Below are 26487 nucleotides of genomic sequence, written 5' to 3'. Positions count from 1 at the left end.
TTTCCTGTGTGAAAATGGTAAGTGATTAATTAATCAATGCTTGAAGTGGCGCTGGTATGCGTCCGCCACGCTTAATCATCTTTTCAGAGCTAAATGGTTTGACACCGATAATTGGTGCCCGACCAAGTAAACCGCCGAATTCAACCATGTCACCTTCATTTTTGCCGACAACAGGAATCACTCGAACCGCAGTTGTTTTCTTATTAATCATGCCGATGGCAGCCTCATCTGCGATAATAGCTGAGAGTGTTTCGGCTGGTGCGTCGCCATTTAAGGCGATCATATCAAGACCGACCGAACACACGCAAGTCATCGCTTCTAATTTATCTAAGGTCAGTGACCCATCTTGAATCCCGCGAATCATGCCGTTATCTTCACTGACGGGAATGAAGGCACCACTTAGGCCGCCGACGTATGAACTAGCCATCGCGCCCCCTTTTTTAACAGCATCATTCATTAAGGCAAGTGCGGCGATGGTTCCATGGGTTCCAACGCTCTCAAGGCCGATTTCTTCTAAAATCTCAGCGACACTGTCATTCATTGCATTCGTAGGAGCAAGTGATAAATCCATAATCCCAAAAGGAACGTTGAGGCGCTCAGCAACGACACGACCAAGTAACTCACCAGCACGGGTGATTTTAAAAACAGTCTTTTTAATGACGTCAGCCACTTCACCTAAATCTGCTTCTGGATAGCGTTTAAGCGCATTTAATACCACGCCGGGTCCGCTGACACCGACACTTAAAACGGCTTCACCTTCACCCGCACCATGAAAGGCACCGGCCATAAACGGGTTATCTTCAACAGGATTACAAAACGCCACAAACTTCGCGCAACCAATACTATCTTGGTCCTTTGTCAGTTCAGCGGTTTCTTTGATGACATGACCAAGTTGACCAACGGCATCCATATTAATACCTGTTCTCGTTGTTCCAATGGAGACGGAACTACACACACGATTTGTTTCGCTTAAAGCCCGTGGAATCGATTTAAGTAGAGTTTGATCTGCCTTTGTCATCCCTTTATGTACTAAAGCAGAGTAACCACCAATAAAATCTACACCGGTTTTTTCAGCAGCTTGATCGAGTACTTTAGCGAGTTCAACGGCTTGATCAACGGTTAAGTCACCTAAAATTTCAGCAATAGGTGTGATAGAAATACGTTTATTCACAATCGGAATCCCATATTCTTTTTCCACTTGTTCTGCTACTGGCTTTAATTGTCCAGCATAACTGACAATTTTATCGTAGACGTTTGTTTTTACTTTTTCAAAATCACTATCTTGACAGTTACGTAAACTAATCCCCATTGTAACGGTACGAATATCTAAACTTTCCATTTGAACCATGCGGATGGTTTCTTGAATCTCTGAGTAATGAATAGCCATTTTTTCTCCTCCTTAAATTCGGTGCATTGCTTGGAAGACGTCTTCTAATTGAACGCTGATCGTTAAGTTCATCTCATCTTCCACTTGTTCAAATGCTCCAAGTAAATCTTCTAATAAGTCTTTGTTTTCCATTTCAACAATCATCATCATAGTAAAATAATCTTGAAGAATCGTTTGGCTAATATCGTGAATATTCATTTTATGTTCCGCTAATACGGTGGTAACTTTTGAAATAATCCCTACTTGGTCTTTCCCTACTACTGTGACTACTGCGCGTTTTTGCATGTCTTTCACCTCATATGTTGTATTTTTGAATAAAAAAAGATTGGAGTCAATCCCCAATCTCTAAAGACAACAAGCTATTTAGCTCATATTGTCTTCTGTCCTTTTACCTGAGATTGTGAATCCTTCGGTGCCGCCATTAGAGCGGTCTCTCCAGAAGTTGCTCCCACTATAGTGTCACCCATAATGATCGTTGCGACTTATTTAATTACTAAGCATCGTACCAAGATTTTAAGAAAAGGTCAACCGTTGTTTTTGTCTGTTACATTGGACAAGGGCGATGCCACAAGTGACATCGCCCTTTAAAAGGTAAAAATATTTGTTTTTCACTACAAATTGCCGCGGTAGTTCATTTTAAATGCTTCTAACTTAAACACATAATCCCTACCTCTATTATGTTCTTACGACTCTTGAGTCGATCCAGTTGAATAAGTGTTACGTTATTATTGTTTATCAATTTGCAACCATGATAAAATCCGTTCAATAATCGTGTCGTTCATCATACCGTCATGATGTGTATACAAAACATCTAAAATAATGCCCATTTACCTTGCCTTTTTTCGGCCAACACTAATTATCGCATAATATCATGGATCTGTCAATAGTTACAAGTTAAATCATCTGATGGAAGTTTAAATCTATATGACGTCTACAGATTAATATAAACGTGTCTAACTAGTGTCGAACATGAAAAAATGGTATGATTGAAACGATTGTTAAGGGGGAAAGTATCTATGGCAGAACAAATAAAATTAGTGGCATTAGACTTAGACGGGACACTTGTAGAACATGGTGGGAAAGTTGTGACCCCACGTTTAATCGAAGCGGTCAAAGAAGCGAAAAAACAGGAAGTTGATGTCGTTATTGCGACAGGCCGACACCGTACGACAAGTTTATCGATTGCCGAAACACTTGAGGTCGATCATTTAATTACGTTGAACGGAGGAGAGGTTTGGACAACTCGCGGAGAATTATTGCTTAGACAATCGATTCAGCATGATGATGTTGAAAAAATCATCAGTCAATTTGAACGCCTAGATAGCCATTTCTGGCTTGTGAGTGACCAAGGGGTGTTTCAACGTCAACTACCTGATAATTATCAAGAACATGAATGGATCAAGTTTGGTTTTGATATTTTAGATGAGAAGTTACGTGATGAAGCCGCGCGTTATTTCAGTGCGATTCAAACGCTAGAGCTGACCAATTCGAGCCCAACAAATATTGAAATCAACAAGCGCGGGACACATAAACGTCAAGCGATTGAGTATTTACTTGAATCGAGACATCTCGATTTTAGTCAGGTCATGGCCGTGGGCGATAGTATGAATGATATTAAAATGATTGAACATGCTGGTTTTGGTGTGGCTATGGGCAATGCTCAAGCTGAAGTCAAAGAAAAAGCTCGTTTTGTGACAACACGCTTTGATGAAGACGGGGCGGCACTAGCGATTGAAAAAATGTTGTCAGGTGATTTTTGACATATAATTGATGTGAAAAAAGTCGATGTGAGAAAAAAATGAATTTTTAAAAAATTCATTTGCATCTGACGTAAATCTGTTATAACTTAGTATATGTAGCATTGGGGTTTTATGTGGATAATTTGCGCTACTGCCAAAATCCACGTATGATAGAAATAGAATCACATAGACAAAGGAGCTAAAAACATGACAAAACAACAATTTGGTGTCATTGGTCTTGCGGTAATGGGGAAAAACTTGGCTTTAAACGTAGAAAGTCGCGGATACTCTGTATCTGTCTTTAACCGTACGTACAAAAAAACAGAAGATTTTATGGCTAACGAAGCCAAAGGAAAAAACTTCTTTGGTGCAGAAACAATTGAAGCATTCGTGGATTCATTAGAAAAACCACGTAAAATTATGTTGATGGTAAAAGCAGGGCCAGCAACAGATAAAACGATTGAAACACTTCGTCCGTTACTTGATGAAGGTGATATTATTATCGATGGTGGTAATACATTCTTCCAAGATACGATTCGTCGTAACAAAGAACTTGACGAATCAGGTATTCACTTTATCGGCACAGGCGTTTCTGGTGGTGAAGAAGGCGCGCTTAAAGGTCCGTCAATCATGCCGGGTGGTCAAGCAGAAGCCTATAAACATGTGGCACCAATCCTAGAAGCCATCTCAGCTAAAGTGGAAGGCGATTCATGTGTTACGTATATCGGACCAAACGGTGCGGGACACTATGTGAAAATGGTGCACAACGGTATTGAGTATGGTGATATGCAACTGATCGCAGAAGCTTACTTTATTCTGAAAAATGTTCTTGGTCTATCTGCAGAAGAATTACACGATGTCTTCAAAGATTGGAATCAAGGCGAATTAGATTCATACTTAATCGAAATTACGACAGATATCTTTACGAAAAAAGATGATGAAACAGGGAAACCAATGGTGGATGTCATCTTAGATAAAGCAGGCCAAAAAGGTACAGGTAAATGGACAAGTCAAAGTGCGCTTGATTTAGGTGTGCCACTTCCCGTTATTACTGAATCTGTTTTTGCTCGTTTCATTTCAGCGCTTAAAGATGAACGCGTGAAAGCAAGCAAGATTCTTTCAGGTCCTTCAGCAGAATCACTTCCATATGAGGGAGATAAAGAAGAATTAATCGAAGCGATTCGTCAAGCGCTTTATATGAGTAAAATCACATCATATGCTCAAGGGTTTGCGCAAATGCGTACAGCTTCTGAGGAATATGAATGGAACTTAGATTATGGTGAAATTGCGATGATTTGGCGCGGTGGCTGTATTATTCGTGCGCAATTCTTACAAAAAATTAAAGAAGCATTCGACCGTGACAAAGCACTCGCTAACCTAATGTTAGATGATTACTTTAAGGACATCGTTGAGAAGTATCAGTCGTCACTTCGCAAAGTATTAGCTGTTGCGATGGAACGTGGTATTCCGGTACCAGGTTTTGCAGGGGCGTTAGCTTATTACGATAGTTACCGTACTGAAACGTTACCAGCTAACCTTATTCAAGCGCAACGTGACTACTTTGGTGCTCACACATATGAGCGTGTAGATAAAGACGGTGTCTTCCATACAGAATGGTTGGATAAATAAGATATTCTCCATTATTTAAGATGTGTATGAAATAAAAGATAAAAAGTCGCTGACGGGTGTTTAGACGCTTGTCAGCGGCTTTTTATCTTTGGATAATCAAATGGGTTAAGTAAGGTGATTTCACGCCTCTATTCGTTAAAAATACGCAAAATATAAGCAGGCCATTGGCCTGCTTAAGATTTTCATGCGTTTAACTTATGATTGCTCACCATCGCGTGAACATGTTTCCCACCAGTGGAAACCATCTTTATTTAATAATTGATCTGATGCGTCTGGCCCCTGTGTGCCCGAGGCGTAATTAGGGAAATCAGCTATTGTCTTTTCCCAGCGATGAGTGATCGTATCGATAAATTGCCAAGAGAGAGCCACTTCATCCGCGTGGACAAAGCTTGTTGAATCTCCGTTTAAACAATCATTAATCAACAGCTCATAAGCTTCTGGAACTTCAACGTTTTCTAAGCTTTTATCATAGTGCATCGTGATGGGTTTACTTGTCATACCGTAATCGGTTTTCTTGGCATTTAAGTGCATTGTAATACCTTCTTCTGGTGCCACGTGAATGACTAAAAGATTAGGGTTAATGGTCCCTTCATTATCTTTATATAAGTTAAGTGGTAAGTCTTTGAATTGTACGACAATTTTTGTGCACTTTTCTTTCATGCGCTTACCTGTTCTAACGTAGAAAGGTACACCGGCCCAACGGAAATTGTCAATCATAAATTTACCAGCCACAAAGGTTTCGGTATTAGAATCAGGTTCAACACCGTTACTTTCACGGTAGGCATTGACTTCTTCACTATTAACAGTGCCTTTGTTATATTGGCCACGAACGAAATAGTCTTCGACGTTATTTTCATTCAGTGGGCGCAGACTACGCAATACTTTTACTTTTTCATAACGGATATCGTCTGGGTGAATTTTTGCGGGTGGTTCCATCGCAACAAGAGACACCATTTGAAGTAAGTGGTTTTGAATCATGTCACGCAGGGCGCCAGATTCATCATAATAACGTCCCCGTTCTTCTACTCCTAATACTTCACTTGAAGTGATTTGCACGTTCGCAATGTATTGATTATTCCATAGCGGCTCAAACATCGCATTCGCAAAACGAACGATTTCAATATTTTGAACCATTTGTTTACCTAGATAGTGGTCAATCCGATAGATTTGATCCTCATCAAAGGCTTGACCAATTTGATCATTCAGTGCTTGGGCTGTCTCATAATTATGTCCGAATGGTTTTTCTATCACGAGACGTGACCAACCCTTGTTGTCGGTGAGTCCTTGAGATTTTAAGTTAGCAGCGATAGGACCAAAGAAGTTTGGTGCCATAGCCATATAGAATAAACGGTTTCCCCCTGCTTGATGGGTGTGATCAAGTTCAGTGATAAATTTATCAAGCTTTTGATACTCTGATAAATGTTGAGCATCGAATGGATTGTAATGAAAGTGTGAGGCAAAGTCATCATGGTCAATCGGATCGTCTTGATACTCTTCGATAGATGCTTTGACATTGTTTCTGAAATCTTCTTGCGTTAATGGCCTTCTAGCTACCCCTACGACCGCGAAATGATCGGATAATTTTTTATTCCGATATAGACGGTACAAAGCAGGGTACAATTTTCGATTAGCTAAATCCCCGGTTGCTCCAAAAATTACAATAATAGCTCTTGGTGTGTCTTGTGTCATTGGCTTTAACTACCTCTCTTTTATAGAATAAATGCTTAAATGTCGTATGTAGGCCCTCTCTATATTTAACATACCACTTTCAAGCCTTTAGATAAACCATTTTACATTTCTCTCTGTTTAAAGTTATAATTTTAAAGATGGTTATGTTCTATCTTATCATGTATTCAGAAAATAACAAATAGTTTTACAATTATTATTTACAGGGGGATTTTTATGAAGACATATAAAGGCTACCTTATAGACTTAGATGGGACGGTTTATAATGGTACGGAAAAAATACCGGCAGCAGTAGACTTTGTGAAAGCATTGAATGAAAAGGGTATTCCATACTTATTCTTAACCAATAACTCCACAAAACATCCGCGTGATGTGGCAGAAAAATTACGATCAATGGCTATTCCAGCAACAGAAGCGCAAGTATTAACAACGAGTATGGCAACAGCAAAGTATGTCAGTGAAAAAGATCCCGGTGCCAGAGTTTATCCCATTGGTGAAGAAGGGTTGATAATGGCCTTAGAAGCAGAAGGATTAATCTTGACCGATGAAGATCCAGACTATGTTGTCATGGGACTAGACCGCGATATTAATTATGAAAAATTATCAATAGGTGCACTGGCGATTCGTAACGGAGCTAAATTTATAGCAACAAATGGTGATATTAAGTTGCCGAGTGAACGCGGATTTTTACCAGGAGCAGGATCGATTATTTCCGTTTTATCTGTAACAACAGAAGTTAAACCGACATTTATCGGTAAGCCAGAACCGATTATGGTTGAGCAGGCACTTGAGGTATTAGGAACAAGTAAAGAGGAAACGCTTATGGTTGGTGATAATTATTACACGGATATTTTAGCCGGTATTCATGCAGATGTCGATTCTCTATTAGTTTTTACAGGGGTGACAACATCAGATGATTTACAAGCGGTTGATAAACAACCGACGTATACGATACAATCGCTAACGGAGTGGGATTTTTAAAGGAGGTCGTCACATGGCAATTTCATATGAGATTATTAAACATATAGCCGTATTATCTGAGAATGCATCGGGTTGGAAAAATGAATTAAACCTCGTATCATGGAATAATCGTGAACCAAAGTATGATTTACGGGATTGGTCAGATAACCATGAAAAGATGGGTAAAGGACTGACGTTGTCTAAAGAAGAAGTAGATGAACTTAAGCAAGCGTTACAATTAATCGAATAGAAAGAAGAAATTATGTGAACACTATGCTTGAAATTTTTTAAATAGGGTATAGAATCATATAAGTGTATATAACAAGGAGGACAAAGTGTATGTTTAAAAAATTATTTGGAAAAGAAGAAAAAATTGATCATGAAGTACTCGTATCACCTATGACAGGAGAAGTGGTTGATGTAACAGAAGTACCTGACCCGACTTTCTCTGAAAAAATGATGGGTGACGGTATTGCTTTTAAACCAACAGATGGTGAAGTCGTAGCACCCATCGGGGGAGAAATCGTGAACTTATTCCCAACAAAACATGCGATCGGTATCAAATCTAAAGCAGGTGTAGAGTACCTTATTCACATTGGTTTAGATACGGTAATGTTAGATGGTGAAGGGTTTACCGCACATGTGAGTCAAGGTGATAAAGTTAATGTGGGTGATAAATTAATTACCGTTGACTTAGATTTTGTATCTGGGAAAGCAAAAACGATTACACCGCTTGTCATCACAAGTGATGTTGGATCAATTGAGAAAGATATTAATAAATCAGTTGTAAAAGGTGAGACAGAAATTTTAACTGTACACTTATAAGTCGTTCAATTAAAGTATAAAAAAAGCGAAGACGAGCGTATGTCTTCGCTTTTTTATGTCAGCTATTAACTTATGACTGCATCTTCGTTTCTTCTAAATGTTCTTCTGTTTCGCGTTCGTCTTCTTTACTTGATATGGGTCTATTCGTAGCATCGCTTATCGCCATTAAAGTCCCTTTAGCAACCGCTAAGAGTGGGTCATCAGCCATATGGATTGGAACATGTAACGCTTGTTCGAGCCAAGGAACGATCCCTTTAAGTAAGGCACCACCGCCGACTAATGTGATGCCAAAATCGACAATGTCTCCGCTGAGTTCTGGGGGTGACGATTCTAACGTTTGATGAATCATTAAAACAATCTGATTAAGTGTATCGACTAAAGCCGCTTGTATTTCTGTCGACGTTAACATGACAGATTGAGGCAATCCAGTAAGGAGGTCACGCCCTCTTACACTCATTGATTCCTCTACATGCTCACCTGGTGCGTAGCCAATCGTTTGTTTAACATACTCAGCCGTTTGTTCACCAATCATGAGATTGTACTTATTTTTAACATACTGAATGATCTCCTCGTCTAAATCATCCCCTGCGGTCCTTAGTGAACGGCTCGTTACCACGCCGCCGTAAGATATAACGGCAACCTCTGTTGTCCCACCGCCAATATCAACAATGGTACTACTAATCGGTGCCGTAATAGGTAAACCAGCACCAATGGCTGCTGCGACAGGCTCTTCAATTAATTGTACGGATTTGACACCAAACGAATGCATCGCATTTTCAATGGCGCGCTTTTCAACGGCCGTACTGCCAGACGGAACACAAATGGTCACGCGGGGCTTTCTAAAACGTTGATTAAGATTATTTTGCACTTTAGATAAAACGAGTTTTAACATTTGACTCGTCAGATCAAAATCAGCAATGACGCCTTCTTTTAGTGGCCGCACAGTTTCGATATGGGCGGGTGTTTTTCCGACCATGGCTTTAGCATCGAGCCCAGTTGCTGTGATTTTATTTGTCTGTCGATTGACAGAAATAACGGTCGGTTCATTGTAAATCATGCCTTTATTTTTATGATAGACTAAGGTGTTGGCGGTACCTAAGTCAATGCCTAACTGAATAGATTGAAACATACATAATCCCCTTTATCATGAATTGATCCGTCAATCGTGCTTCTTTATCTAGTATTGGTTACAATAGACGGTCTTATTCTTTTATCTTCTGCAGTCTAGCATAGGCAAGCGTTTGACAACAAACGTCATTAGACCTAAATCGACAAAGACACAACTACAGGTTCACGAAAGATTAAAAATCTATTATAATAAATAAGGATTAAGTCTATTTTTTAAGTGAAAGCCTAGGTATTCTTTCGGGTACTTAACAAATAGATAACAGTTCAAATACAATTATTTTACGGTGTGTCTCAAAAGTGTGACAAAAATTAGCACCATTGAAGGAGAAGACAAATGAAAACGCTATGGATATATTTATATGCGATTATTATTACGATTCAAACATTACCGCAATTAAAACGAGCACAAAAAATGCCAGATGATCCTTACGGACCAAAGGGGCAAGCGATTTATACTATCCCGCAAAGCGTGTCTCGTCGAGTGATTAAGAAAACAAAAACACGTGTAACGGTAACGGGATTAGAAAATATTCCGGAAGGTCCTGTGTTATTCGCATCTAATCACCAAGGCTTGTTTGATATTCTTTTACTACTCGGTTATATGGAACGCCCGATTGGGTTTATTGCGAAAAAAGAAATTAAAAAAATCCCGATTATTCGAAGTTGGATGAAAGAATTGCAATGTGTCTTTATTGATCGAAGTAATCGCCGTGCGGCGATTAAAGTCATAGAAGATGGTGTGAACAGTCTTAAAAGGGGACAGTCGATGGTTATTTTTCCAGAAGGTACCCGCTCAAAAGGTGGACCAATCGTGCCGTTTAAGTCCGGTAGTTTAAGGTTAGGTACTCGAGCAGAAGTGCCGATTGTGCCGGTGACAATTAATGGGACATATCTTATGCTTGAAGCTAATGATGGAAAAATGAAACAAGCAGATGTATCTTTAACGATTGGAGAACCGTTGATGCCAGACGTATACAAAGACTTAAAGTCACAGAAAGTAGCCGATATTATTTACGAGCGAGTGAAAAGTCATTTGTAGATATAGATTCTTGATCGACATATTTAAATAATCACGTGTAAAAAGCAATCGACCTCACTTTGCTGTCGGTTGCTTTTTCAGTAGAGTCTATAAATCTAGGTGAGTAAAATAATGAAGAATGAATGAAAACGTTCTAAAGATTATGGTTTAAATGTCGATATAAGTACATAGACGTTTAAATTTCGTTGGATGAAGACGTTGAAGACTGTTTTTTAAGTTATTTTTACGATAACAACTAGGTTTTAATATGAAGATTCGTTATACTAGTAAGAGATAAAAGGTAAAGAATCCAATATAACCAATAAATTACAATGAGCCAAAGGTGATGCTATGACGAACCCATCTATTACAGACATGTTAGAGCAACAAACATTGAGTCAATTACTTGAACAATTTAAAGAACAACAGCTTGCTGAAGATGAATTAAAAAAACACCTTTATACATATGTCTCTACTAAAGTCTTTTCAACCGACGAATTGAATAAGATTGTGAGTCGAACATTTGATATCATTCTTTTGGATGAAAAAGGTTATTTAACCTATTGTGATCAAGATTTTGCTGAACACTTGGGTTACTTACAAGAAGAACTTATTGATCACCATTATCGCATGCTACATGCAAAGGTCCATGATGATCAATTTTATAATGATATGTGGCAAACCATTCAACAAGGTGATGTATGGACAGGCGATATAGCCACAGCCGCAAAAACCAATGATGTTTTTTGGTATCGAACAACGATTATTCCGATTCTTGACAAAAACCAAAAACCGTATCAATTTATTGTGTTTCGAACCGATATCACCGATGTGAAAAAGAGTGATAAAGCAATTTTAGAGCAGTTAGATGATGATTACCGAAAAGTGTTAAGTCATGTGATGAATTTGACCTTTCGAGTAAATAGAGATAAAACGGTGAACCGTTATCGCTTTCGACTATTTGAAGGGAAATTGATTCGGAAATTGTCACCATCATTTGATCAAATCGTGACAGGTCATGAGGTTTTCTTTAGTCAAGAGCCAATCTTAACCTCCTACTTTGAGCGGGCATTTGAAGGTGAAGAAGTCCGATTTAAACATCAATATAAAGAGATGTCTTTACTAACAACCCTCGTCCCAATCGTTGAGAAGGGACAAGTCATTGAAGTAGTGGGGAGCTCGAGTGATGTGACATCACTCGATGAAGCAGAAAAAAAGGCCAATCGATTAACTTACTATGACTTACTGACCGATTTACCGAATAGAGAAAAATTCAAACAGGATTTGACAGATTATTTGCGTCACAAACCACGTGATTTATCCTTGTTAATTTGTGATATTGATAAATTGAAAAACATTAATGACACCCTTGGTGAAGTGATAGGGGATGATGTCATTCAAGCGGTTGTTAACCGAATTCGAGCTGAATTAACAGATGGAGATACGCTTTACCGGTACGGTGGTGACGAGTTTGCGATTATTACGACTGGTGATGAAGATAAGTTAAAAGATTTGACGAATCGAATGATTCAAGCGATTAATAAACCTGTAACATCACATCGTCAGGATATGTTTATTTCAGCCTCAATCGGTGTTAGTCGGTTTGGAGTTGATGCGACAACAGAACAACACCTTGTGCGACATGCGAATGTTGCCGTTCATTATTGTAAACTTAACGGTCGCAATCATACGCTATTTTTCTCTGAAACGATGGAGGAGGATTATAACGAAAACTTAATTTTGGATGCTGATATTAGAAAGGCCCTGCATAATAATGAATTTGAACTTTATTATCAGCCGCAAATTAATGTTATTACAGGTGAAGTCATCGGCCTTGAAGCGCTGATACGGTGGGTACATCCGAAAAAAGGACCTGTCTCACCAGCAAAGTTTATTCCACTTGCAGAAGAGTCAGGCGTGATTACTCAAATTGGCGAATGGGTTATTCGAGAAGCGTGTCATCAACATCAAACGTGGGTGAAACAAGGTTACCGGCCGATTCGAATCGCCGTGAATGTGTCGGCAATTGAGTTACAAAGAACCGACTTTGCTGAAAAAGTGAAAAAGATCCTCTCAGAAACAAAGATGGACCCGCACTTTTTAGAAATTGAGATTACAGAAAATAGTGTGATGCAGAATACAGAAGAATGTATTTTAACAATGAACTGCTTACGACGTATGGGTATTTCTCTTTCCATCGATGATTTTGGCACAGGCTATTCTTCATTCGGCTATTTAAAACAATTTCCGATTAACTATTTGAAAATTGATCAGTCGTTTGTTCGAAGTGCCCTTAAAGAACAAAGTAGTGCTGCCATTGTAAAGGCGATGATTCAATTGGCGCATAATTTTGGTTTAAGAGTTGTCGCAGAAGGTGTGGAGGATGAAGACGTGCTAACGTTATTAAAAGCAGAGCACTGCGATTTCTATCAAGGTTACTACTACAGTAAGCCGGTGAAAGCGATAGACATTGAGAATAGAATATTAAAAGCCTATTAGAAAAACAAGTGATCATTCATCCGCAAAGTATCGTGATGAAGGGATCACTTGTTTTTTAGAAAGTTGAATATTTTTAACTTAAGGTATTTTTAGCTATAATGAAGTGTAATCTATAAAAAAAGGTGGTATATACTATGATAAGGGTATTATTTGTTTGTCTCGGTAATATTTGCCGTTCACCGATGGCAGAAGCTTACTTTAGAGACTTAGTTAAAAAGAAAGGGCTAGCTGATCAATTTGATATTGATTCTGCTGGGATTGGGAATTGGCATGAAGGTAAGCCGCCTTATATTGGCACGCGTGATAAGTTAGATGAAGCAGGTATTTCTTATGAGGGAATGACAGCGCGTCAAATTAAACATGCCGATTTGGATGCGTTTGATTACATCATCACGATGGATCATCAAAATTATCAAGACGTGATGACTTTAAGAGAACAAGCACCAACGGCTAAAGTCTTCAATTATATGGATGTCGTCGATGGGGATTTAGAAGAAGTACCCGATCCGTATCATACGGGTAAGTTTGATGAAACATTTGAATTAATTGAGTTAGGTGCTCATCAATTATTAACAGACATACTAAAAGAATCTAAATAATAGGAGTGAGAAAAATGCGTAATAAAAAAATGATAGGTTTTATCGCACTAGGAGCACTAACAGGTGCCGCCATTAGTTTACTAGATAAAAATGTCCGATTAGAATGTAAAGAAACGCTTGACCAACGTATGACAGAATGTCGTTACTATTCGAAACATCCGGCTGAACTTATGCATCAATGTCATAAACAACTTGCTTGGATGATGGATTTATCAGAAACGGCTTTAGACCTTACGGTTCAATCTGTAGATAAGGTAGAAAATCTGTTAGACAGCATTGAAGAAAAAATAGAGTAAGAAGTAATAATATAAAGGAGGCAGGCAAGATGAAGAATGTCCACTTAAAAAAGATGAAGCAATTCGGGATAGATTTATTTAAAAACTTTACCGAAGATGAAGTCACTTCTTTATCTGCGCAAATGGCTTACTTCTTTTTACTTTCACTCTTTCCATTATTAATTTTTCTTGTGACACTTGTTGGTTACTTTCCGATTGATGCCGCATCACTGATTTCTGACTTGAGTGGCTATATTCCCGGGGAAGCTATGAGCTTGATTGAATCAAACTTAGATCAAGTTGTCGATGCAAGTGGTGGAGGGTTGTTATCTATTGGTATTATTGGTACCCTGTGGTCTGCTTCGAATGGCATTAATGCGGTGATGCGCTCGTTAAATAAAGCTTATGATGTTGAAGAAAATCGATCATTTTTAGTCGGGCGTCTGATTGCGATTTTACTGCTTGTATCGATGTTGATTCTTATCCTTGTCGCGTTACTATTACCTGTGTTTGGTCGGGCAATCGGGGTGTATATTTTCTCTTTCTTCGGTGCATCAGAGACATTTATTGATGTATGGAACATGTTAAGATGGGTCATTTCTTCGTCAATATTCTTTATCGTTTTCTTATATTTATATCGCTTAGCTCCAAACGCTAAAGTCTATATCAAAGATACGATTTACGGTGCATTATTTGCGACGCTTGGCTTTCAATTAGCTTCATTTGGTTTTAGCTTTTATGTGAATAATTTTGGTAATTACTCAGCTACCTATGGTAGTCTTGGTGGTATCATTATTTTAATGTTTTGGTTCTATATAACAGGCATTGTCGTGATTACTGGTGGAGAAATCAATGCTTTAACCGCTAAATATCGGGGACGTTCTAGTCAAAAGAATCGGAAAAAACATCAGAAGAAAGATCAATCTCACCCCTCAAGTAAACATGAAATAACTAAAACAAGCATTGTGACAGAAACAAATGATCCATCTGTGACTACAAATGCAGCAGCGAATCAAACAGCGGTGATGAAGAGAGAAAAACAACAGTTAATAGAAGTTGATGAACCTATAAATAAACAAGACGATAAATAATATCGTCTAATAAACTAGGGAGAAAAGATATTGATCGCTTTTGTGAGGTCAATATTTTTTCTAACCACAGGCTCAATAATCATCTAAAAAAAATAAGTAGCAGCTTTTTTAGAGGTGAGTCCATAGCAATAAAGCAATGTTTTCAATCTTTAATAGTCGGAATAATTACATTTCTATAGGTGAGCAGGTGGGGGTATGGGGTATTTTGTTCAATTCCAATTGAACGTATTTGCACTCTTTATTGTGGTGATTTTATACGTCATGATTAAATTAAAACTAAAGGTAAAGAGTTATGGTAAGTTCTTGTTGGGGATTATTATGCTTGTTTCAGCAGTGGCGATCATTGTTGAGCCATTGACGTGGATGTTTGACGGGAAGTTGTTTCCGTTTAGTTACTCGTTAGAGTACGGAAGTAACGTCATGTTATTTCTTGTCGGTCCACTATTAGGTGGTCTATTGATGAGTTATGTAGATTATCATACCTTTCACAATCCGAAGCGATTGAGTAAACGGTTGTTTTATCAACAATGGAGTATATTTACGATCGTTATTCTTATCATCAATTGGTATCATCCGATTTATTTTAGTGTAGATCCAGTGACAAATAGTTATTCAAGTGGTGATTTTAAAGATGTGCATTATGTGGTGCTCGCAAGTATATATATGTATATGCTTGTATCACTATACCGCCATCGTCATCTTGTGACAAGACAGGCCCAACAGATTTTTATCTGGTTTTTTATGTTGCCGATTCTAGGTATGGTCGTTCAATTGTTTAATTCAAGACTCTACTTTTCATGGACATCCGTCGTACTCGGTATTTTAGTTGCCTATATTTTCTTAGAGTCACAAGCAACAGAGGAAGATCATTTAACGAAATTATATAATCGTCAAAGCTATGAAATGTTTGTTGGTCATCTCATTGAAAGTAATCAACCGTTTACCCTCGTATTGTTTGACCTTAATCATTTTAAAAAAGTAAATGATACGTATGGTCACCACGCAGGAGATCAAACATTAATTGCCTTTGGTCAAGCCCTTAAACAAGTTTTTGATAAGAAAGCACTCGTATCTCGCTTAGGTGGGGATGAGTTTGTTGTGGTAACGGAAGAAGTGTTAACTACCGATGACTACTCTAAAAAGATCAAACAAGTCTTGCGACAATATGATGAAATATATATTCAACAATTATCATTTAGTTCAGGTGTATCGATCCGAAATGGCTCTGAATCGACAGAACAAATATATCAATATGCTGATCGGAAGCTCTATAGTGAAAAACGTGCTTTTCATCAAAATCTAGCAGACTAATAAGAGGATAAGAAAAAGAAGTAAGCGAGGCGTGTGCATGCACATTTATCGCTTGCTTCTTTTTGTTAATGATAGACAAATACAAGTTTTACCCATGAAGAGGGGCTTGTTTAAATTTGAGTAGACGGAGCCCGTTTAAAATAACAAGAATCGTACTTCCCTCGTGTCCAACAACGCCAAGCGGCAGATTAATGAATTGGAATAAGTTTGACACGATAAGCAAAATGATCACCGAAATAGAAAAGAAGATATTTTGTTTCACAATCGTATTCATCCGTTTTGACAAACTAAAAAGATCCACTAATTTAGCCAGTTTGTTTTTGATTAGGACAATGTCGGCTGTTTCTAAGGCCACGTCTGTACCAGCTCCCATAGCAACGCCAATATGTGCCGTCGCAAGAGCAGGGGCATCGTTAATGCCATCGCCAACCATCATAATCGTATCAAATTCCTCTTTTAACGTCTTTAAAACATTGACTTTATCTTCAGGCATACAGCTAGCGACATATCGGTCTAAGCCTACTTCTTTTGCGATTGCTTCAGCCGTTTTCTCATTATCGCCTGTCAACATGATAGTCTCGATACCAAGTGATTGAAAAGTTTTAATGGCTTCAATGGTATCTTGTCGGATGTCATCCTTTAGGGCAACAATCGCCACGACGTCATTATTTTTCATTATATAGACAAGCGTTTTTGCCTGTTCTTTTAAGATGTTTGCTTGTTCACTGTACCAATTATCCGCTGAGGCAGTGAATAATTTCTCATTCCCAATTGCCCACTCATCACCATCAAATGCTGCTTTAACCCCTTTACCTGTCACCTCAGTCATCTCATCTGAAGCTTCAATGGTGGTTGGGTCGAGATACGTTTTACTAAACCTTATCATCGCTTCAGCAAGTGGGTGACTAGAGCCTTTTTCGATTTGAACAATCCGCTTAACAATCGTTTCATCTACTTCTTCGTCCTTCGTGATAAAATCTGTGACTTCCGGTCGTCCAACGGTCAGTGTGCCTGTTTTATCAAACGCAATAGCGGTTACTTTATCAAAATTTTCTAAGTGAACGCCACTTTTTACGAGCATGCCGCGTCTAGCGCTTGTAGAAATAGCCGACAATGTTGCAGGTGTGATAGAAGCAACAAGTGCACAAGGGGAAGCAACAACGAGTAAGATCATGGCCCGGTAAAACGTTTCATTCCAACTCCACCCGAAAATAAAAGGAGGTAACACCATCATGAATGCGGTGACAGCTAAGGTGATATAAACATAAATGTTTTCAAAGCGTTCAATGAATAATTGAGCAGGAGATTTTTCTGATTGTGCTGAGCGCACAAGCGTCATAATTTTTTGAACAAATGGCTCACTACTATCCGTTGTTACTTTAACGGTTAAGCTGCCGCTCTGATTCATGGTCCCAGTGAAGACAGGATCATCGATTGATTTTTCGACAGGAATAGATTCACCTGTTAAGGCACTTTCATCAATCGCTGTTTTACCTTTCACTATTTTACCATCGGCAGGCATTCTTTCTCCTGGTTTGACATAGATCAAATCACCAATCCGAAGAGCATCAACGGAAACAAGTTCTTCCTTACCGTTATTAATCCGTAAGGCTTGATCCGGTTGTAAATGCATTAAATTTGATAAATCACGTTCACTTTTTTGCATCGTGTACGTTTCCATGGCACCTGAAAGGGAGAAAATAAAAATCAAAATCGCCCCTTCCACCCAGTAGCCGATAATGGCCGACCCAATGGCTGCCAAAATCATTAATAGTTCAACGTTTAACGTTTTATCAGCTAGTGTTTCGGTGATGCCTTCTTTCGCTTTAGCATATCCACCGATGAAAAAGGCAAGAACATTTAAGGTAATGTAACGTCCTTCTGGCAAGGAATCGTGAAACGCCCACGCCATTAAAATCAGCATGCCGCTAACTAAGGCAGCGATTAATTCCTTATGTTTTCGCCCTTTAGCCAACACCCCCTGTACTAATTGAGAATGAGTCTTATTGTTATTTGTAATCTTTTTAGTTAGTTCACTCATTTATAACCCCTCCGTTTTCTAATTGAGAATTAAAATCATTTGAATGATACATAAATCCTTTATTTATATGATATATATGTGTTTATAATGAATATTATAAATTATAATGATTATAAAATAAGTATAACAAGTATTTTAAAAAATACAAGATACAGAAGATAATAGTAGAATAAATGTGAACATTTTGTGACACAGGTGTCAAGACACTCTGATTTGTTATAATACAGAAATTAAGAAAAAATATAGTACAGTTTGTGTTTTTCTATTGCATTGCCTCTGAATAGTTGATATAGTGAAAAGCGTTAAAGAATGTTATCAGAAAATTTACAAAGGGGATGGAAAAGTTGAAAAAGATACTTGCGATGGTTTTGTTTATGGGTGTCGTTGTCTTAAGTGCCTGCTCAGAAGAGACAACATTATACGATGAGATAACAGAAGAAGGTGTGCTTACTGTAGCAACATCAGGCACATTGATTGCGGCCTCATACTATAATGATCAAGATGAGTTAACTGGCTTTGACGTGGAAGTGGCACGTGAAGTCGGACGTCGTTTAGGTGTAGACGTTAAGTTTGAGATTATGAGTGTAGATGGCATGTTACCAGCTGTTGATACAGGACGCGTTGATTTAGCAGCTAATGATTTTTCAGCCACAAAGAACCGAAAAGAAACCTTTACTTTTTCTGAACCATATAAATATTCCTATTCAACAATGGTTGTAAGAAAAAGTGATTACTCTGGTGTGCGTTCTCTTGAAGATTTAGCAGGAAAAATTAATGGCGGTGGGGAAACAACGATTTCGTCTGAAATCGCTCGACACTTCGGGGCAGAGGTTAGAACTTATGGTAATGCGAGTAATGAAGCTTACTTAAGAGATGTCTCTATCGGGCGAACGGATGTCGTTGTAAATGACTATTATTTAATTAAGTTTGGTGTGGCAGCTTTTCCTGATTTCGATATTATGATGCATCCAGATTTAAAGTTTCACCCAACCGAACAAGCACTTGTCATGAAAAAAGGTGAAACAGCACTTGAAGAAGCCGTAAACGAAGCGTTACAAGCAATGCGTGATGATGGGACATTATCAGACATTGCGATTGAGTTCTACGGTGAAGATGCTTCAGAACAGACAGAAGCCGATGTTGAGATCATTGAAGGATTAGATATTTAATTAATAGATTAGGAAGGGAGCGGTAAAGATGATGACATTACACGTAGTTTTTTTTAATCTAGATAAAGCCATTGAGAATTTACCGCTGATCCTTTCAGGATTACCGATGACGATCGCGGTGTCTTTCCTTAGTATGGCGATTGGTCTGGCTCTTGGTCTTCCCGTTGCTCTGTTACGAGGAAGTGAACGAAAACTGTTTCGGTTACCGGCACGTGTGTATATATCGTTTATGCGCGGGACACCCGTATTAGTCTTCTTATTTATTCTTTATTTTGGTTTACCAGCGGTCGGCATTGAGTTTTCTGCTTTTCAAGCGGCGGTGATTGGATTTGGTCTAAATGCAACGGCTTATATCGCTGAAGTCAATCGAGCAGCTCTTAACAGTGTGGAGCATGGGCAGTGGGAAGCAGCTCAATCACTTGGTTTGAATTACCGTCAAACAGTCACGGGAGTGATCTTACCACAAGCAATGCGGATTGCCTTACCGCCACTAACAAATATCTTTTTAGATTTAGTGAAAGCTACGTCACTTGCCGCTGTTATTACAGTGCCAGAATTGTTTCAAAAAACACAGATTGCTAGTGGACGTTCCTTTGATTTTTTAACGATGTATATATTAGTCGCTATGATCTACTGGCCACTGAGTATTGTCATCAGCGCTTTCCAAGAACGGTTAGAAAAAAGATTTTCTAAGTTTGTTGAAAAAAATTAGACAGAGAATAGTAAAAATGAGCCGCTTATAGCAAGCCGCTCATTTTTACTATTCATGATCATATTTTTAATTAGTGGATTTAATTGTTTTCCATCACTCTTTTTGGTGTAAATAAAATGAAAAGCAGCGAAATGACCAGTAGCATCACTGCTAAACTGTAAAACAGAGACACTTGTGGGAAGTGTTGAATGACTGAACCACCAAAGTACGGGCCAATCATGCTTCCTAAACTAAAACTAATGCCGCACATAATATTCCCAGCTGGCAAGAGCTGTTTAGGTAATGAATCGGTCATAAAAGAGACCCCCATTGAAAAGAGTGAACCTAGTAAGCCACCGGCTACTATAAAGGTTAAAATAATAACAAAAAAATGATGTTCAAAGACGGCACCGAGAAAGAAGATAACAGTCCCTGTAGATGTTACCATGGCTAGCATTTTCTTTCGCCCAATCTTATCACTAAGTGTGCCTAAAGGTACTTGTGTAAAGAGCGTGGCGATTGAGAACAGTGGGATGATATAAGCGATTGTATCCACAGAATAACCAATTCGAACCCCATATACAGGAAAGATACCGTGTAAGACAGCTTCTAAAATGCCATAAGCAAAAGGGCCAAGTAAGCTTAACCAAGCGAGTTTAATGGTCAGCCCAAAGCGGGAAAATGTCGATTGGACTTGAATGGTTTGAATAGCGTCGTCTTGTTCAACGTGATCATTTTGAATAAATAGCACAAAGATCCAAGCAACGAAACAGAAAAAGCTAGCGAGCAAGAAAGGTAAATGTTGATGTACTTTAACGAGCTTTAACATGAATGGACCGAGTGCAAAGCCTAGACTAAAAAACAGTCCATAGATGGCAATGATTTTTCCGCGTTTATATTGAGGGGTTGAAGATGTGATCCACGTTTGTGTCGCAAAATTCAACATATGGTCCCCTATACCGACACCCAGTCTTAGGATAAACCAAGCAAGTAGTGAAGGAAATACCGGGAACAGTAATAAAGAAATAAACACTAACGCCCCACCAGTGACAATCATCGGTTTGTAACCGAACCTATGTAATGGTTTCTCCATAAATGGTGACGCTATGAGCACACCAATATATAGCCCTGTCGCATGTAAGCCATTCATACTAGAAGAGACCCCCATATCTTCTAATAAAATCGCTAAAAGCGGTAATAACATTCCTTGAGTAAAACCTGAGATGGTAACAAAACTGATTAATATATTAAAACGCATTGATTTAGACATCGTACTTCCTCCAAATACACAGTAAATTAAGACAACAGTCTTACTTTAATATGTTTACTTTAAAAAGACAAGTGACTTTAGACGAAGAAATGTATGAGAAAGTGTAAAAAAAGTGAAAAAATCCAAGTGTTTATCTGAGCATCAGGAATAAAAAAGTGATAAACTAAATAATAATAGAAAGATTGAATCTTCAACTGAGTCATCAAATGAAGATCAACCGACTATAATCATAATTGGATAAGCTATAAGAAAGAGAGAATGATGCTTATCATACCTTAATATAGGGAAAAGAAAACTATCGAAAGAAAGGGAGTCGATCTTATGTTATTTAAATTTAAAGAAGAAGGTATTCGCGTCGAAGTGGAATATGGTATTTTAGATATTTCTGAAGATCCTTACCACGGTTATAAGCCAGAACACTTATTAGTGGCTTCCATCGCAGGATCCAGCGCAAAAGAGTTTACGGATCTATTGGAATTGCATCATACGCACGTGGATGACTTTTTTATTCGTACAGAAGTGAAAAAAGATCCAAAAGATGATCATAAAATGACAAAGATTAAATTACACTTTGTTGTTAAAGGGCGTAATTTAAATATTGATAAACTGTACCGGTTACTAGAACAAGCGAGACAACGTTGCATGATTAGCCGCGCGTTAGAAAATAGTGTCGAAATTGATGAGACATTAGAAATTGTATCGCTGAGATAATCCGTTGATAGAAAGTATGTATTACGAAAAGACGACTTGTCTTTTTGTCGTACATGCTTTTTAATTTGGATTAAAATCAGGCGCGAATACCTAAAGTATATCACCTCATATTTTCTTTTTAACGTCATACACTATGAATACAAGCGTTAAAAGAAAGAAGGGATGGGATTGAAAAGACGTAGACTCATAATAAGTTCTGTCTGTCTAGGTATCATACTCTGTTGCATGAGTATTCTTGTTTTACTAACAAAGGGAGAAGAGCCTTTTAAAAGTATTAATCAAAATAATACAGTCCTCATGCCAACGGACATGACAGAGTCATGGTATGAGACATTAAAAGTGCCTATAGATAATCCAGAATTAATTGAGACACTTAATAAAAGTCAGTACACGACCGCTTTTTACACATTAGGGGTAGAAGGTTCAATTTTTCTCGGTAGATGGTTGTTGACATGCCAGATTGATGACATTCAACCTGTTCCGTACTTTATTGAACTGACGGCCGATGTTCTTAAAATGGATGACAATATACTTGAGTTGAAGAAAATGAAGCATATAACTATCGAGGAAGAACGTGAGCTACTGGATGTATTGATTTATATACGACCGGATGAACTCGACCACTTAACTAACGAAGTGACATTAGACCGTACAATGACATTACAAGAGACAATGGTGTTCACCTCATCTACCCGCGTATTTATATCAGGCGTTAATATTACTGGTCAAACAACAACTGCGGATGTCTATCTGAAGATAGAAAAGAATCAACCGCATTTAATTGTTAAAAATATAGTGAAGGCAGAAATCGATACGACATGGATTGATGAAGGGGCTTTTAAGGTAATGAATTAAATACAACAACCACAACGAGCCTTTTACTGCTCATTGCGGTTGTATGTTTCGGTGATATGAATCGTTTGTTGGGGCATCTTAACGTTGTTTTTATACATATGCTTGGCAATAACCGTTCTTACACTTCGGGCATTACCGAAGTAAGTTAAATCACCGACCAAACCAGAAATAATGTAGCGATACCCTTGATGTTGGTCATTGATAGAGTCCACACCAAGTACTGTAAAGGGTTCAATGGGTTGACCTGAGACATTCTGCTTTAAATAATCTTTTAATTCGTCATTGAGCTCATCACAAATTTCTTCTAGTATACGTAATACGCGAGAAGGGTCTTCGTAGTAACTGACGGTTACACGTTCGATGACGCGCATCTTATTTTTATTGAAGTTTTCAACGCTTCTGACTTGGCCATTGTTGATTGAGATGATCGTCGCTGACCAGTCGCGAATTTTTAATACGCGAAAACCAACTTCTTCAACGACACCTTCATGTGCTTCATTGACAATAACCCAGTCACCTTTTTGGAGTTGTTTCTCATACACAATAAAGAATCCGGCCAGTAAGTCTTGAACGAGACTTTGGGCACCAAAACCAATAATAATACCGAGCACCCCAGCACCTGCCAACATGCCACCAACATCTAAACCAAAGACGCTTAAGGCAAACAATAAAAAGCCGATGACCGCGATATATTTAATAATGGATTGTAGTAGAGAAATTACGGTGTCTGACTCTTTACCGTCCATTAACTTCGTCCGACTAAGAACGGAACGTACAACGCGTTGTAAGAAAACGGCGATAAAGAAGATGACTAAACCACCAATGATTAATTGGGTTATGTTATTTTCTAAAATCGCTTCTAGTAATTCATTTATTTGTTTTATCGACATATGTGTCCTCCTAACTATCTATTTCTCGGTAGTTATTATAACATACTAGACAGGTTACTGCTTTTTATGTACGATAAGAGAGACTTATATCATAAAGGAGCTTTTTCATGCCAGAAAATCCAAAAATTCAACAACTAAAACAACAGCTAGAAGCTTTTCTTCAACAGTTAGATGAGCTCGAACCGAGTGAAACCTCTCTAGAAGATATTGATCGCCTTATTGAGATGATTGAATCGATGGAAAAGAAATTAAAATGAGAAAAGACAAGCCTTACCCAGGGCTTGTCTTTTTTGATAACTATTTTTTTATAAGTAGACGGTTATTCTTTCAATTCTACATCGAGCATGCTTATCTGCCTTTTTCGAGAATGAATATGGACATTTTGTGAACGACGAAGAGAAAAGCTTTACCTCCTCCGTCATTCATAATATGATGAGAGTGTAATTAATAATGATTCTCATTACCATCTAAGAGGAGGCACGTGATGCTTTATTTACATGAATTAAAGATAGGTGAATCCGCACAAATTCTGGATTTAAAAGAGACCCATGCTCTTATTCAAGCGCGTCTCCATCATTTAGGCATTAGTGAAGCGTGCAAAGTATGCATGAAAAATAAATTACCCTTTGGTGGCCCGTGTATGATTGAATGCGGGGGACAATGTATTAGTATGCGGCAGAATGATTTAAAAGCCATTCGGGTGAGTAAAATATGAAGGCCACATTAATAGGTAATCCGAATACGGGAAAAACATCGTTATTTAATGCTTTGACCGGTTCATATGAATATGTAGGTAACTGGAGCGGTGTGACCGTTGAAAAGAAAGTAGGTCAACTTAAATACTTAAATGGTGAATTGATTGATTTACCAGGGATCTATTCTCTCCATCCATTATCAAAAGATGAAGCGGTCGTGACTCGCTTTTTGTTAACAGATGATTGTGATGTATTGATCAATATTGTTGATGCCTCACAACTGAAGCGTCAACTTCAATTAACCGTTCAGTTGTTAGAATACGGCAAGCCAGTTGTGGTGGGTTTAAATATGATGGATGTGGCTAAACAACGAGGCAAACAGATTGATATCGGTCAAATGAACGATTATTTAGGCACCTCTATTACGCCGATTATTGCTAGAAAGGAACAAGGCATTGATCAGTTGGTGCGTGCGGTAGAACGCTCACATCAACATCAATCAAAACCACTCACATTAGATTATGGGTTAGTGATTGAAGAAGCGTTAGGAAAGTTAATACCACTTATGCCGAGTGAAATAATGAATCAACGGTGGTTAGCGCTGCAGTATTTAGATGACAATCCCGTAGTGATTGACTATTTGAGTCAGAGAGAGAATGTTGATCGCTGTGAAAGCATTAAGTTCGAGGCAAATACACAGATACAGGATATATCAGGTCTTACCTTGAGTCGACAGTTGTTTCAAGTAAGAGACCACTATATTGTCGAGTTGCTGCAAGCGACTATGAGGGAAAACGACAGAAATAAACCGACGTTAACTGAGACGGTCGATCGATTCGTGACCAATCGCTTTTTAGGCATACCTATCTTTTTAGGCTTGTTGTATGTGATGTTTATGCTAACGTTTGATTGGCTAGGTTTTCCACTATCGGATTTACTTGATGCCTTTTTCTCTGGGCCTTTGACGTCTGGTGTTATCATGATACTTGATGCGATTGATGCATCGGCCTTTATTCGAGCGCTCGTATTAGATGGGATCATCGGTGGCGTTTTTGGTGTATTAGTCTTTGTGCCGCAAATTTTTATATTGTTTTTCTTTATTTCGTTATTAGAAGACTCTGGTTATATGGCTCGCGTGGCAACGGTTATGGACCGAATGATGCAAAGTGCTGGGTTAAGCGGAAAATCGTTTATTCCTATGATTATAGGCTTTGGGTGTAACGTGCCTGGTGTCATGGCGTGCCGAACAATTGAACAGCCAAAAGAACGCACGTTAACGATTTTATTAACACCCCTTATGTCATGTTCAGCAAGGTTACCGGTGTATGCGCTCTTTGCGAGTGCGTTTTTTAGTAACCATCAAGCACTCATTGTCTTATCACTGTATGTACTCGGCGTTGTCTTAGCGTTAATCCTCGCCAAATGGTTTTCTAGCACTCTTTATAAAGAAGACACGTCTTTGTTTATTGTTGAGTTACCGCCTTATCGCCTGCCGCAACTAAAGACACTTTGGCGCAGTACGTGGGAAAAAGGAAAAGGTTTTGTAAGAAAAGCGGGGACATTTATTTTTGCGGGATCTGTCTTTATTTGGTTGCTTACTTATACAGGACCAAATGGTATCGGTGTACCGATGGACGATAGTTATCTTGCGCTTATTGGTGGCATCATCAGTCCGCTTCTTTCACCACTTGGTTTTGGTTCGTGGCAAGCAGCGGCTGCTTTGTTAACGGGTTTTCTCGCAAAAGAAGTCGTCGTATCGACGATGACCATTATTTATGCTGTACCTGAAGCGGGACTAAATGATGTCTTATTACAAGCATTTAGTCCACTATCGGCCTATAGTTTCATGGTGTTTATTTTGCTTTACGTCCCGTGTTTAGCGACAGTAGCAGTGATTGGAAAAGAAACACATTCGAAACGACTCGCGATCTTTAGTGTCGTCTACGCTTTAGCACTAGCTTATGTGTTATCTTTCATTATTTATCAAGGCGGCCAGCTGTTCGTTTAATCTAATAAGA

General features: G+C 38.5%; 25 protein-coding genes and 1 riboswitch. Of the genes, 18 read left to right on the top strand and 7 right to left on the bottom strand.

Going from position 1 to position 26487, the window contains the following annotated elements:
- Positions 1–25: 25 nt before the first annotated feature.
- Together BM390_RS09395 and BM390_RS09390 are read right to left on the bottom strand one after the other, a co-directional pair.
- Positions 26–1387: a PFL family protein gene (locus tag BM390_RS09395; protein WP_062321060.1), complete on the bottom strand. Its 1362-nt coding sequence runs from the start codon at positions 1385–1387 to the stop codon at positions 26–28.
- A gap of 12 nt (positions 1388–1399) precedes the next feature.
- Positions 1400–1672 (bottom strand): ACT domain-containing protein, encoded by a 273-nt coding sequence (locus BM390_RS09390; RefSeq protein WP_062321062.1) that lies wholly within the window; start codon positions 1670–1672, stop codon positions 1400–1402.
- Positions 1673–1757: 85 nt separating this feature from the next.
- Positions 1758–1836, bottom strand: a riboswitch (glycine riboswitch).
- 567 nt (positions 1837–2403) lie between these two features.
- On the opposite strand from BM390_RS09390, the gene BM390_RS09385 reads away from it, so the two are divergent.
- Both BM390_RS09385 and gnd read left to right on the top strand, forming a co-directional pair.
- On the top strand, positions 2404–3147 hold the full coding sequence (locus tag BM390_RS09385; protein ID WP_089854479.1) for a Cof-type HAD-IIB family hydrolase: 744 nt from the start codon (positions 2404–2406) through the stop codon (positions 3145–3147).
- 186 nt (positions 3148–3333) lie between these two features.
- Positions 3334–4755 carry an NADP-dependent phosphogluconate dehydrogenase gene (gene gnd, locus BM390_RS09380; protein WP_062321067.1) on the top strand — a complete coding sequence of 474 codons (1422 nt, stop codon included), beginning with the start codon at positions 3334–3336 and terminating at the stop codon, positions 4753–4755.
- A gap of 195 nt (positions 4756–4950) precedes the next feature.
- Here gnd and zwf read toward each other — a convergent pair whose 3' ends face one another.
- On the bottom strand, positions 4951–6444 hold the full coding sequence (zwf, locus tag BM390_RS09375; RefSeq protein WP_062321070.1) for a glucose-6-phosphate dehydrogenase: 1494 nt from the start codon (positions 6442–6444) through the stop codon (positions 4951–4953).
- Between the two features lie 213 nt (positions 6445–6657).
- On the opposite strand from zwf, the gene BM390_RS09370 reads away from it, so the two are divergent.
- The 3 genes from BM390_RS09370 to BM390_RS09360 all read left to right on the top strand — a co-directional run bounded on the left by BM390_RS09370 (position 6658) and on the right by BM390_RS09360 (position 8226).
- A complete protein-coding gene (locus BM390_RS09370) occupies positions 6658–7422 on the top strand; it encodes a TIGR01457 family HAD-type hydrolase (protein WP_062321072.1) in 765 nt (254 codons plus the stop codon).
- Between the two features lie 13 nt (positions 7423–7435).
- Positions 7436–7651, top strand: a complete 216-nt coding sequence (locus BM390_RS09365) for a YdbC family protein (protein WP_062321074.1) — start codon at positions 7436–7438, stop codon at positions 7649–7651.
- Positions 7652–7740: 89 nt separating this feature from the next.
- Positions 7741–8226, top strand: coding sequence for a PTS sugar transporter subunit IIA (locus BM390_RS09360; protein WP_062321076.1), 486 nt, complete (start codon positions 7741–7743; stop codon positions 8224–8226).
- Positions 8227–8296: 70 nt separating this feature from the next.
- On the opposite strand, the gene BM390_RS09355 is transcribed toward BM390_RS09360, so the two are convergent.
- Positions 8297–9355, bottom strand: a complete 1059-nt coding sequence (locus tag BM390_RS09355; protein WP_089854476.1) for a rod shape-determining protein — start codon at positions 9353–9355, stop codon at positions 8297–8299.
- A 333-nt stretch (positions 9356–9688) separates the two neighbouring features.
- Between BM390_RS09355 and BM390_RS09350 the strand changes: the two genes are divergently transcribed.
- The 6 genes from BM390_RS09350 to BM390_RS09325 all read left to right on the top strand — a co-directional run bounded on the left by BM390_RS09350 (position 9689) and on the right by BM390_RS09325 (position 16147).
- Positions 9689–10393 (top strand): lysophospholipid acyltransferase family protein, encoded by a 705-nt coding sequence (locus BM390_RS09350; protein ID WP_089854473.1) that lies wholly within the window; start codon positions 9689–9691, stop codon positions 10391–10393.
- A gap of 330 nt (positions 10394–10723) precedes the next feature.
- The gene (locus BM390_RS09345) at positions 10724–12871 is read left to right on the top strand and encodes an EAL domain-containing protein (RefSeq protein WP_062321081.1); all 2148 of its coding nucleotides are present in this window, start codon (positions 10724–10726) and stop codon (positions 12869–12871) included.
- A gap of 134 nt (positions 12872–13005) precedes the next feature.
- A complete protein-coding gene (locus BM390_RS09340) occupies positions 13006–13470 on the top strand; it encodes a low molecular weight protein-tyrosine-phosphatase (protein ID WP_062321083.1) in 465 nt (154 codons plus the stop codon).
- A 14-nt stretch (positions 13471–13484) separates the two neighbouring features.
- Positions 13485–13766, top strand: a complete 282-nt coding sequence (locus BM390_RS09335) for a hypothetical protein (protein WP_062321085.1) — start codon at positions 13485–13487, stop codon at positions 13764–13766.
- A gap of 29 nt (positions 13767–13795) precedes the next feature.
- Entirely contained in the window at positions 13796–14836 is a 1041-nt protein-coding gene (locus BM390_RS09330; RefSeq protein WP_082394455.1) for a YihY/virulence factor BrkB family protein, read from the top strand.
- A gap of 195 nt (positions 14837–15031) precedes the next feature.
- Positions 15032–16147 carry a GGDEF domain-containing protein gene (locus BM390_RS09325; RefSeq protein WP_062321087.1) on the top strand — a complete coding sequence of 372 codons (1116 nt, stop codon included), beginning with the start codon at positions 15032–15034 and terminating at the stop codon, positions 16145–16147.
- Positions 16148–16235: 88 nt separating this feature from the next.
- Here BM390_RS09325 and BM390_RS09320 read toward each other — a convergent pair whose 3' ends face one another.
- On the bottom strand, positions 16236–18188 hold the full coding sequence (locus BM390_RS09320; RefSeq protein ID WP_089854470.1) for a heavy metal translocating P-type ATPase: 1953 nt from the start codon (positions 18186–18188) through the stop codon (positions 16236–16238).
- A 335-nt stretch (positions 18189–18523) separates the two neighbouring features.
- Here BM390_RS09320 and BM390_RS09315 point away from each other — a divergent pair, with 335 nt between their 5' ends.
- Together BM390_RS09315 and BM390_RS09310 are read left to right on the top strand one after the other, a co-directional pair.
- Positions 18524–19357: a transporter substrate-binding domain-containing protein gene (locus tag BM390_RS09315; protein ID WP_089854467.1), complete on the top strand. Its 834-nt coding sequence runs from the start codon at positions 18524–18526 to the stop codon at positions 19355–19357.
- Positions 19358–19385: 28 nt separating this feature from the next.
- Positions 19386–20069, top strand: coding sequence for an amino acid ABC transporter permease (locus BM390_RS09310; protein ID WP_062321090.1), 684 nt, complete (start codon positions 19386–19388; stop codon positions 20067–20069).
- Positions 20070–20148: 79 nt separating this feature from the next.
- On the opposite strand, the gene BM390_RS09305 is transcribed toward BM390_RS09310, so the two are convergent.
- Complete coding sequence (locus BM390_RS09305) at positions 20149–21318, bottom strand: MFS transporter (protein WP_062321093.1); 1170 nt, start codon at positions 21316–21318, stop codon at positions 20149–20151.
- 321 nt (positions 21319–21639) lie between these two features.
- Between BM390_RS09305 and BM390_RS09300 the strand changes: the two genes are divergently transcribed.
- Complete coding sequence (locus BM390_RS09300; RefSeq protein WP_062321095.1) at positions 21640–22029, top strand: OsmC family protein; 390 nt, start codon at positions 21640–21642, stop codon at positions 22027–22029.
- 168 nt (positions 22030–22197) lie between these two features.
- The gene (locus tag BM390_RS09295; protein WP_177220696.1) at positions 22198–22884 is read left to right on the top strand and encodes a YfkD family protein; all 687 of its coding nucleotides are present in this window, start codon (positions 22198–22200) and stop codon (positions 22882–22884) included.
- A 23-nt stretch (positions 22885–22907) separates the two neighbouring features.
- Here the strand turns inward: BM390_RS09295 and BM390_RS09290 are convergent, their stop codons facing one another.
- Positions 22908–23774, bottom strand: coding sequence for a mechanosensitive ion channel family protein (locus BM390_RS09290; RefSeq protein WP_089854460.1), 867 nt, complete (start codon positions 23772–23774; stop codon positions 22908–22910).
- Between the two features lie 107 nt (positions 23775–23881).
- On the opposite strand from BM390_RS09290, the gene BM390_RS15490 reads away from it, so the two are divergent.
- From BM390_RS15490 to feoB, 3 genes are all read left to right on the top strand, one after another.
- The gene (locus tag BM390_RS15490) at positions 23882–24031 is read left to right on the top strand and encodes an SE1561 family protein (RefSeq protein WP_177220695.1); all 150 of its coding nucleotides are present in this window, start codon (positions 23882–23884) and stop codon (positions 24029–24031) included.
- A 227-nt stretch (positions 24032–24258) separates the two neighbouring features.
- The gene (locus BM390_RS09285) at positions 24259–24489 is read left to right on the top strand and encodes a FeoA family protein (protein ID WP_062321105.1); all 231 of its coding nucleotides are present in this window, start codon (positions 24259–24261) and stop codon (positions 24487–24489) included.
- Positions 24486–26477 carry a ferrous iron transport protein B gene (feoB, locus tag BM390_RS09280; protein ID WP_089854457.1) on the top strand — a complete coding sequence of 664 codons (1992 nt, stop codon included), beginning with the start codon at positions 24486–24488 and terminating at the stop codon, positions 26475–26477. Before BM390_RS09285 ends, feoB begins: the two co-directional genes overlap by 4 nt.
- Positions 26478–26487: the final 10 nt, after the last annotated feature.

The organism is Halolactibacillus miurensis (assembly GCF_900116255.1).
Taxonomy (GTDB): domain Bacteria; phylum Bacillota; class Bacilli; order Bacillales; family Amphibacillaceae; genus Halolactibacillus; species Halolactibacillus miurensis.
Note: the sequence above shows the minus strand (reverse complement) of the source record. Positions and strands in the feature narration are given on the sequence as shown.

Excerpts from the sequence above, each read along its gene's own strand:
- BM390_RS09395 (WP_062321060.1), bottom strand. The coding sequence starts at position 1,387 with ATGGCTATTCATTACTCAGAGATTCAAGAAACCATCCGCATGGTTCAA.
- BM390_RS09390 (WP_062321062.1), bottom strand. The coding sequence starts at position 1,672 with ATGCAAAAACGCGCAGTAGTCACAGTAGTAGGGAAAGACCAAGTAGGG.
- BM390_RS09385 (WP_089854479.1), top strand. The coding sequence starts at position 2,404 with ATGGCAGAACAAATAAAATTAGTGGCATTAGACTTAGACGGGACACTT.
- gnd (WP_062321067.1), top strand. The coding sequence starts at position 3,334 with ATGACAAAACAACAATTTGGTGTCATTGGTCTTGCGGTAATGGGGAAA.
- zwf (WP_062321070.1), bottom strand. The coding sequence starts at position 6,444 with ATGACACAAGACACACCAAGAGCTATTATTGTAATTTTTGGAGCAACC.
- BM390_RS09370 (WP_062321072.1), top strand. The coding sequence starts at position 6,658 with ATGAAGACATATAAAGGCTACCTTATAGACTTAGATGGGACGGTTTAT.
- BM390_RS09365 (WP_062321074.1), top strand. The coding sequence starts at position 7,436 with ATGGCAATTTCATATGAGATTATTAAACATATAGCCGTATTATCTGAG.
- BM390_RS09360 (WP_062321076.1), top strand. The coding sequence starts at position 7,741 with ATGTTTAAAAAATTATTTGGAAAAGAAGAAAAAATTGATCATGAAGTA.
- BM390_RS09355 (WP_089854476.1), bottom strand. The coding sequence starts at position 9,355 with ATGTTTCAATCTATTCAGTTAGGCATTGACTTAGGTACCGCCAACACC.
- BM390_RS09350 (WP_089854473.1), top strand. The coding sequence starts at position 9,689 with ATGAAAACGCTATGGATATATTTATATGCGATTATTATTACGATTCAA.
- BM390_RS09345 (WP_062321081.1), top strand. The coding sequence starts at position 10,724 with ATGACGAACCCATCTATTACAGACATGTTAGAGCAACAAACATTGAGT.
- BM390_RS09340 (WP_062321083.1), top strand. The coding sequence starts at position 13,006 with ATGATAAGGGTATTATTTGTTTGTCTCGGTAATATTTGCCGTTCACCG.
- BM390_RS09335 (WP_062321085.1), top strand. The coding sequence starts at position 13,485 with ATGCGTAATAAAAAAATGATAGGTTTTATCGCACTAGGAGCACTAACA.
- BM390_RS09330 (WP_082394455.1), top strand. The coding sequence starts at position 13,796 with ATGAAGAATGTCCACTTAAAAAAGATGAAGCAATTCGGGATAGATTTA.
- BM390_RS09325 (WP_062321087.1), top strand. The coding sequence starts at position 15,032 with ATGGGGTATTTTGTTCAATTCCAATTGAACGTATTTGCACTCTTTATT.
- BM390_RS09320 (WP_089854470.1), bottom strand. The coding sequence starts at position 18,188 with ATGAGTGAACTAACTAAAAAGATTACAAATAACAATAAGACTCATTCT.
- BM390_RS09315 (WP_089854467.1), top strand. The coding sequence starts at position 18,524 with ATGGAAAAGTTGAAAAAGATACTTGCGATGGTTTTGTTTATGGGTGTC.
- BM390_RS09310 (WP_062321090.1), top strand. The coding sequence starts at position 19,386 with ATGATGACATTACACGTAGTTTTTTTTAATCTAGATAAAGCCATTGAG.
- BM390_RS09305 (WP_062321093.1), bottom strand. The coding sequence starts at position 21,318 with ATGTCTAAATCAATGCGTTTTAATATATTAATCAGTTTTGTTACCATC.
- BM390_RS09300 (WP_062321095.1), top strand. The coding sequence starts at position 21,640 with ATGTTATTTAAATTTAAAGAAGAAGGTATTCGCGTCGAAGTGGAATAT.
- BM390_RS09290 (WP_089854460.1), bottom strand. The coding sequence starts at position 23,774 with ATGTCGATAAAACAAATAAATGAATTACTAGAAGCGATTTTAGAAAAT.
- BM390_RS15490 (WP_177220695.1), top strand. The coding sequence starts at position 23,882 with ATGCCAGAAAATCCAAAAATTCAACAACTAAAACAACAGCTAGAAGCT.
- BM390_RS09285 (WP_062321105.1), top strand. The coding sequence starts at position 24,259 with ATGCTTTATTTACATGAATTAAAGATAGGTGAATCCGCACAAATTCTG.
- feoB (WP_089854457.1), top strand. The coding sequence starts at position 24,486 with ATGAAGGCCACATTAATAGGTAATCCGAATACGGGAAAAACATCGTTA.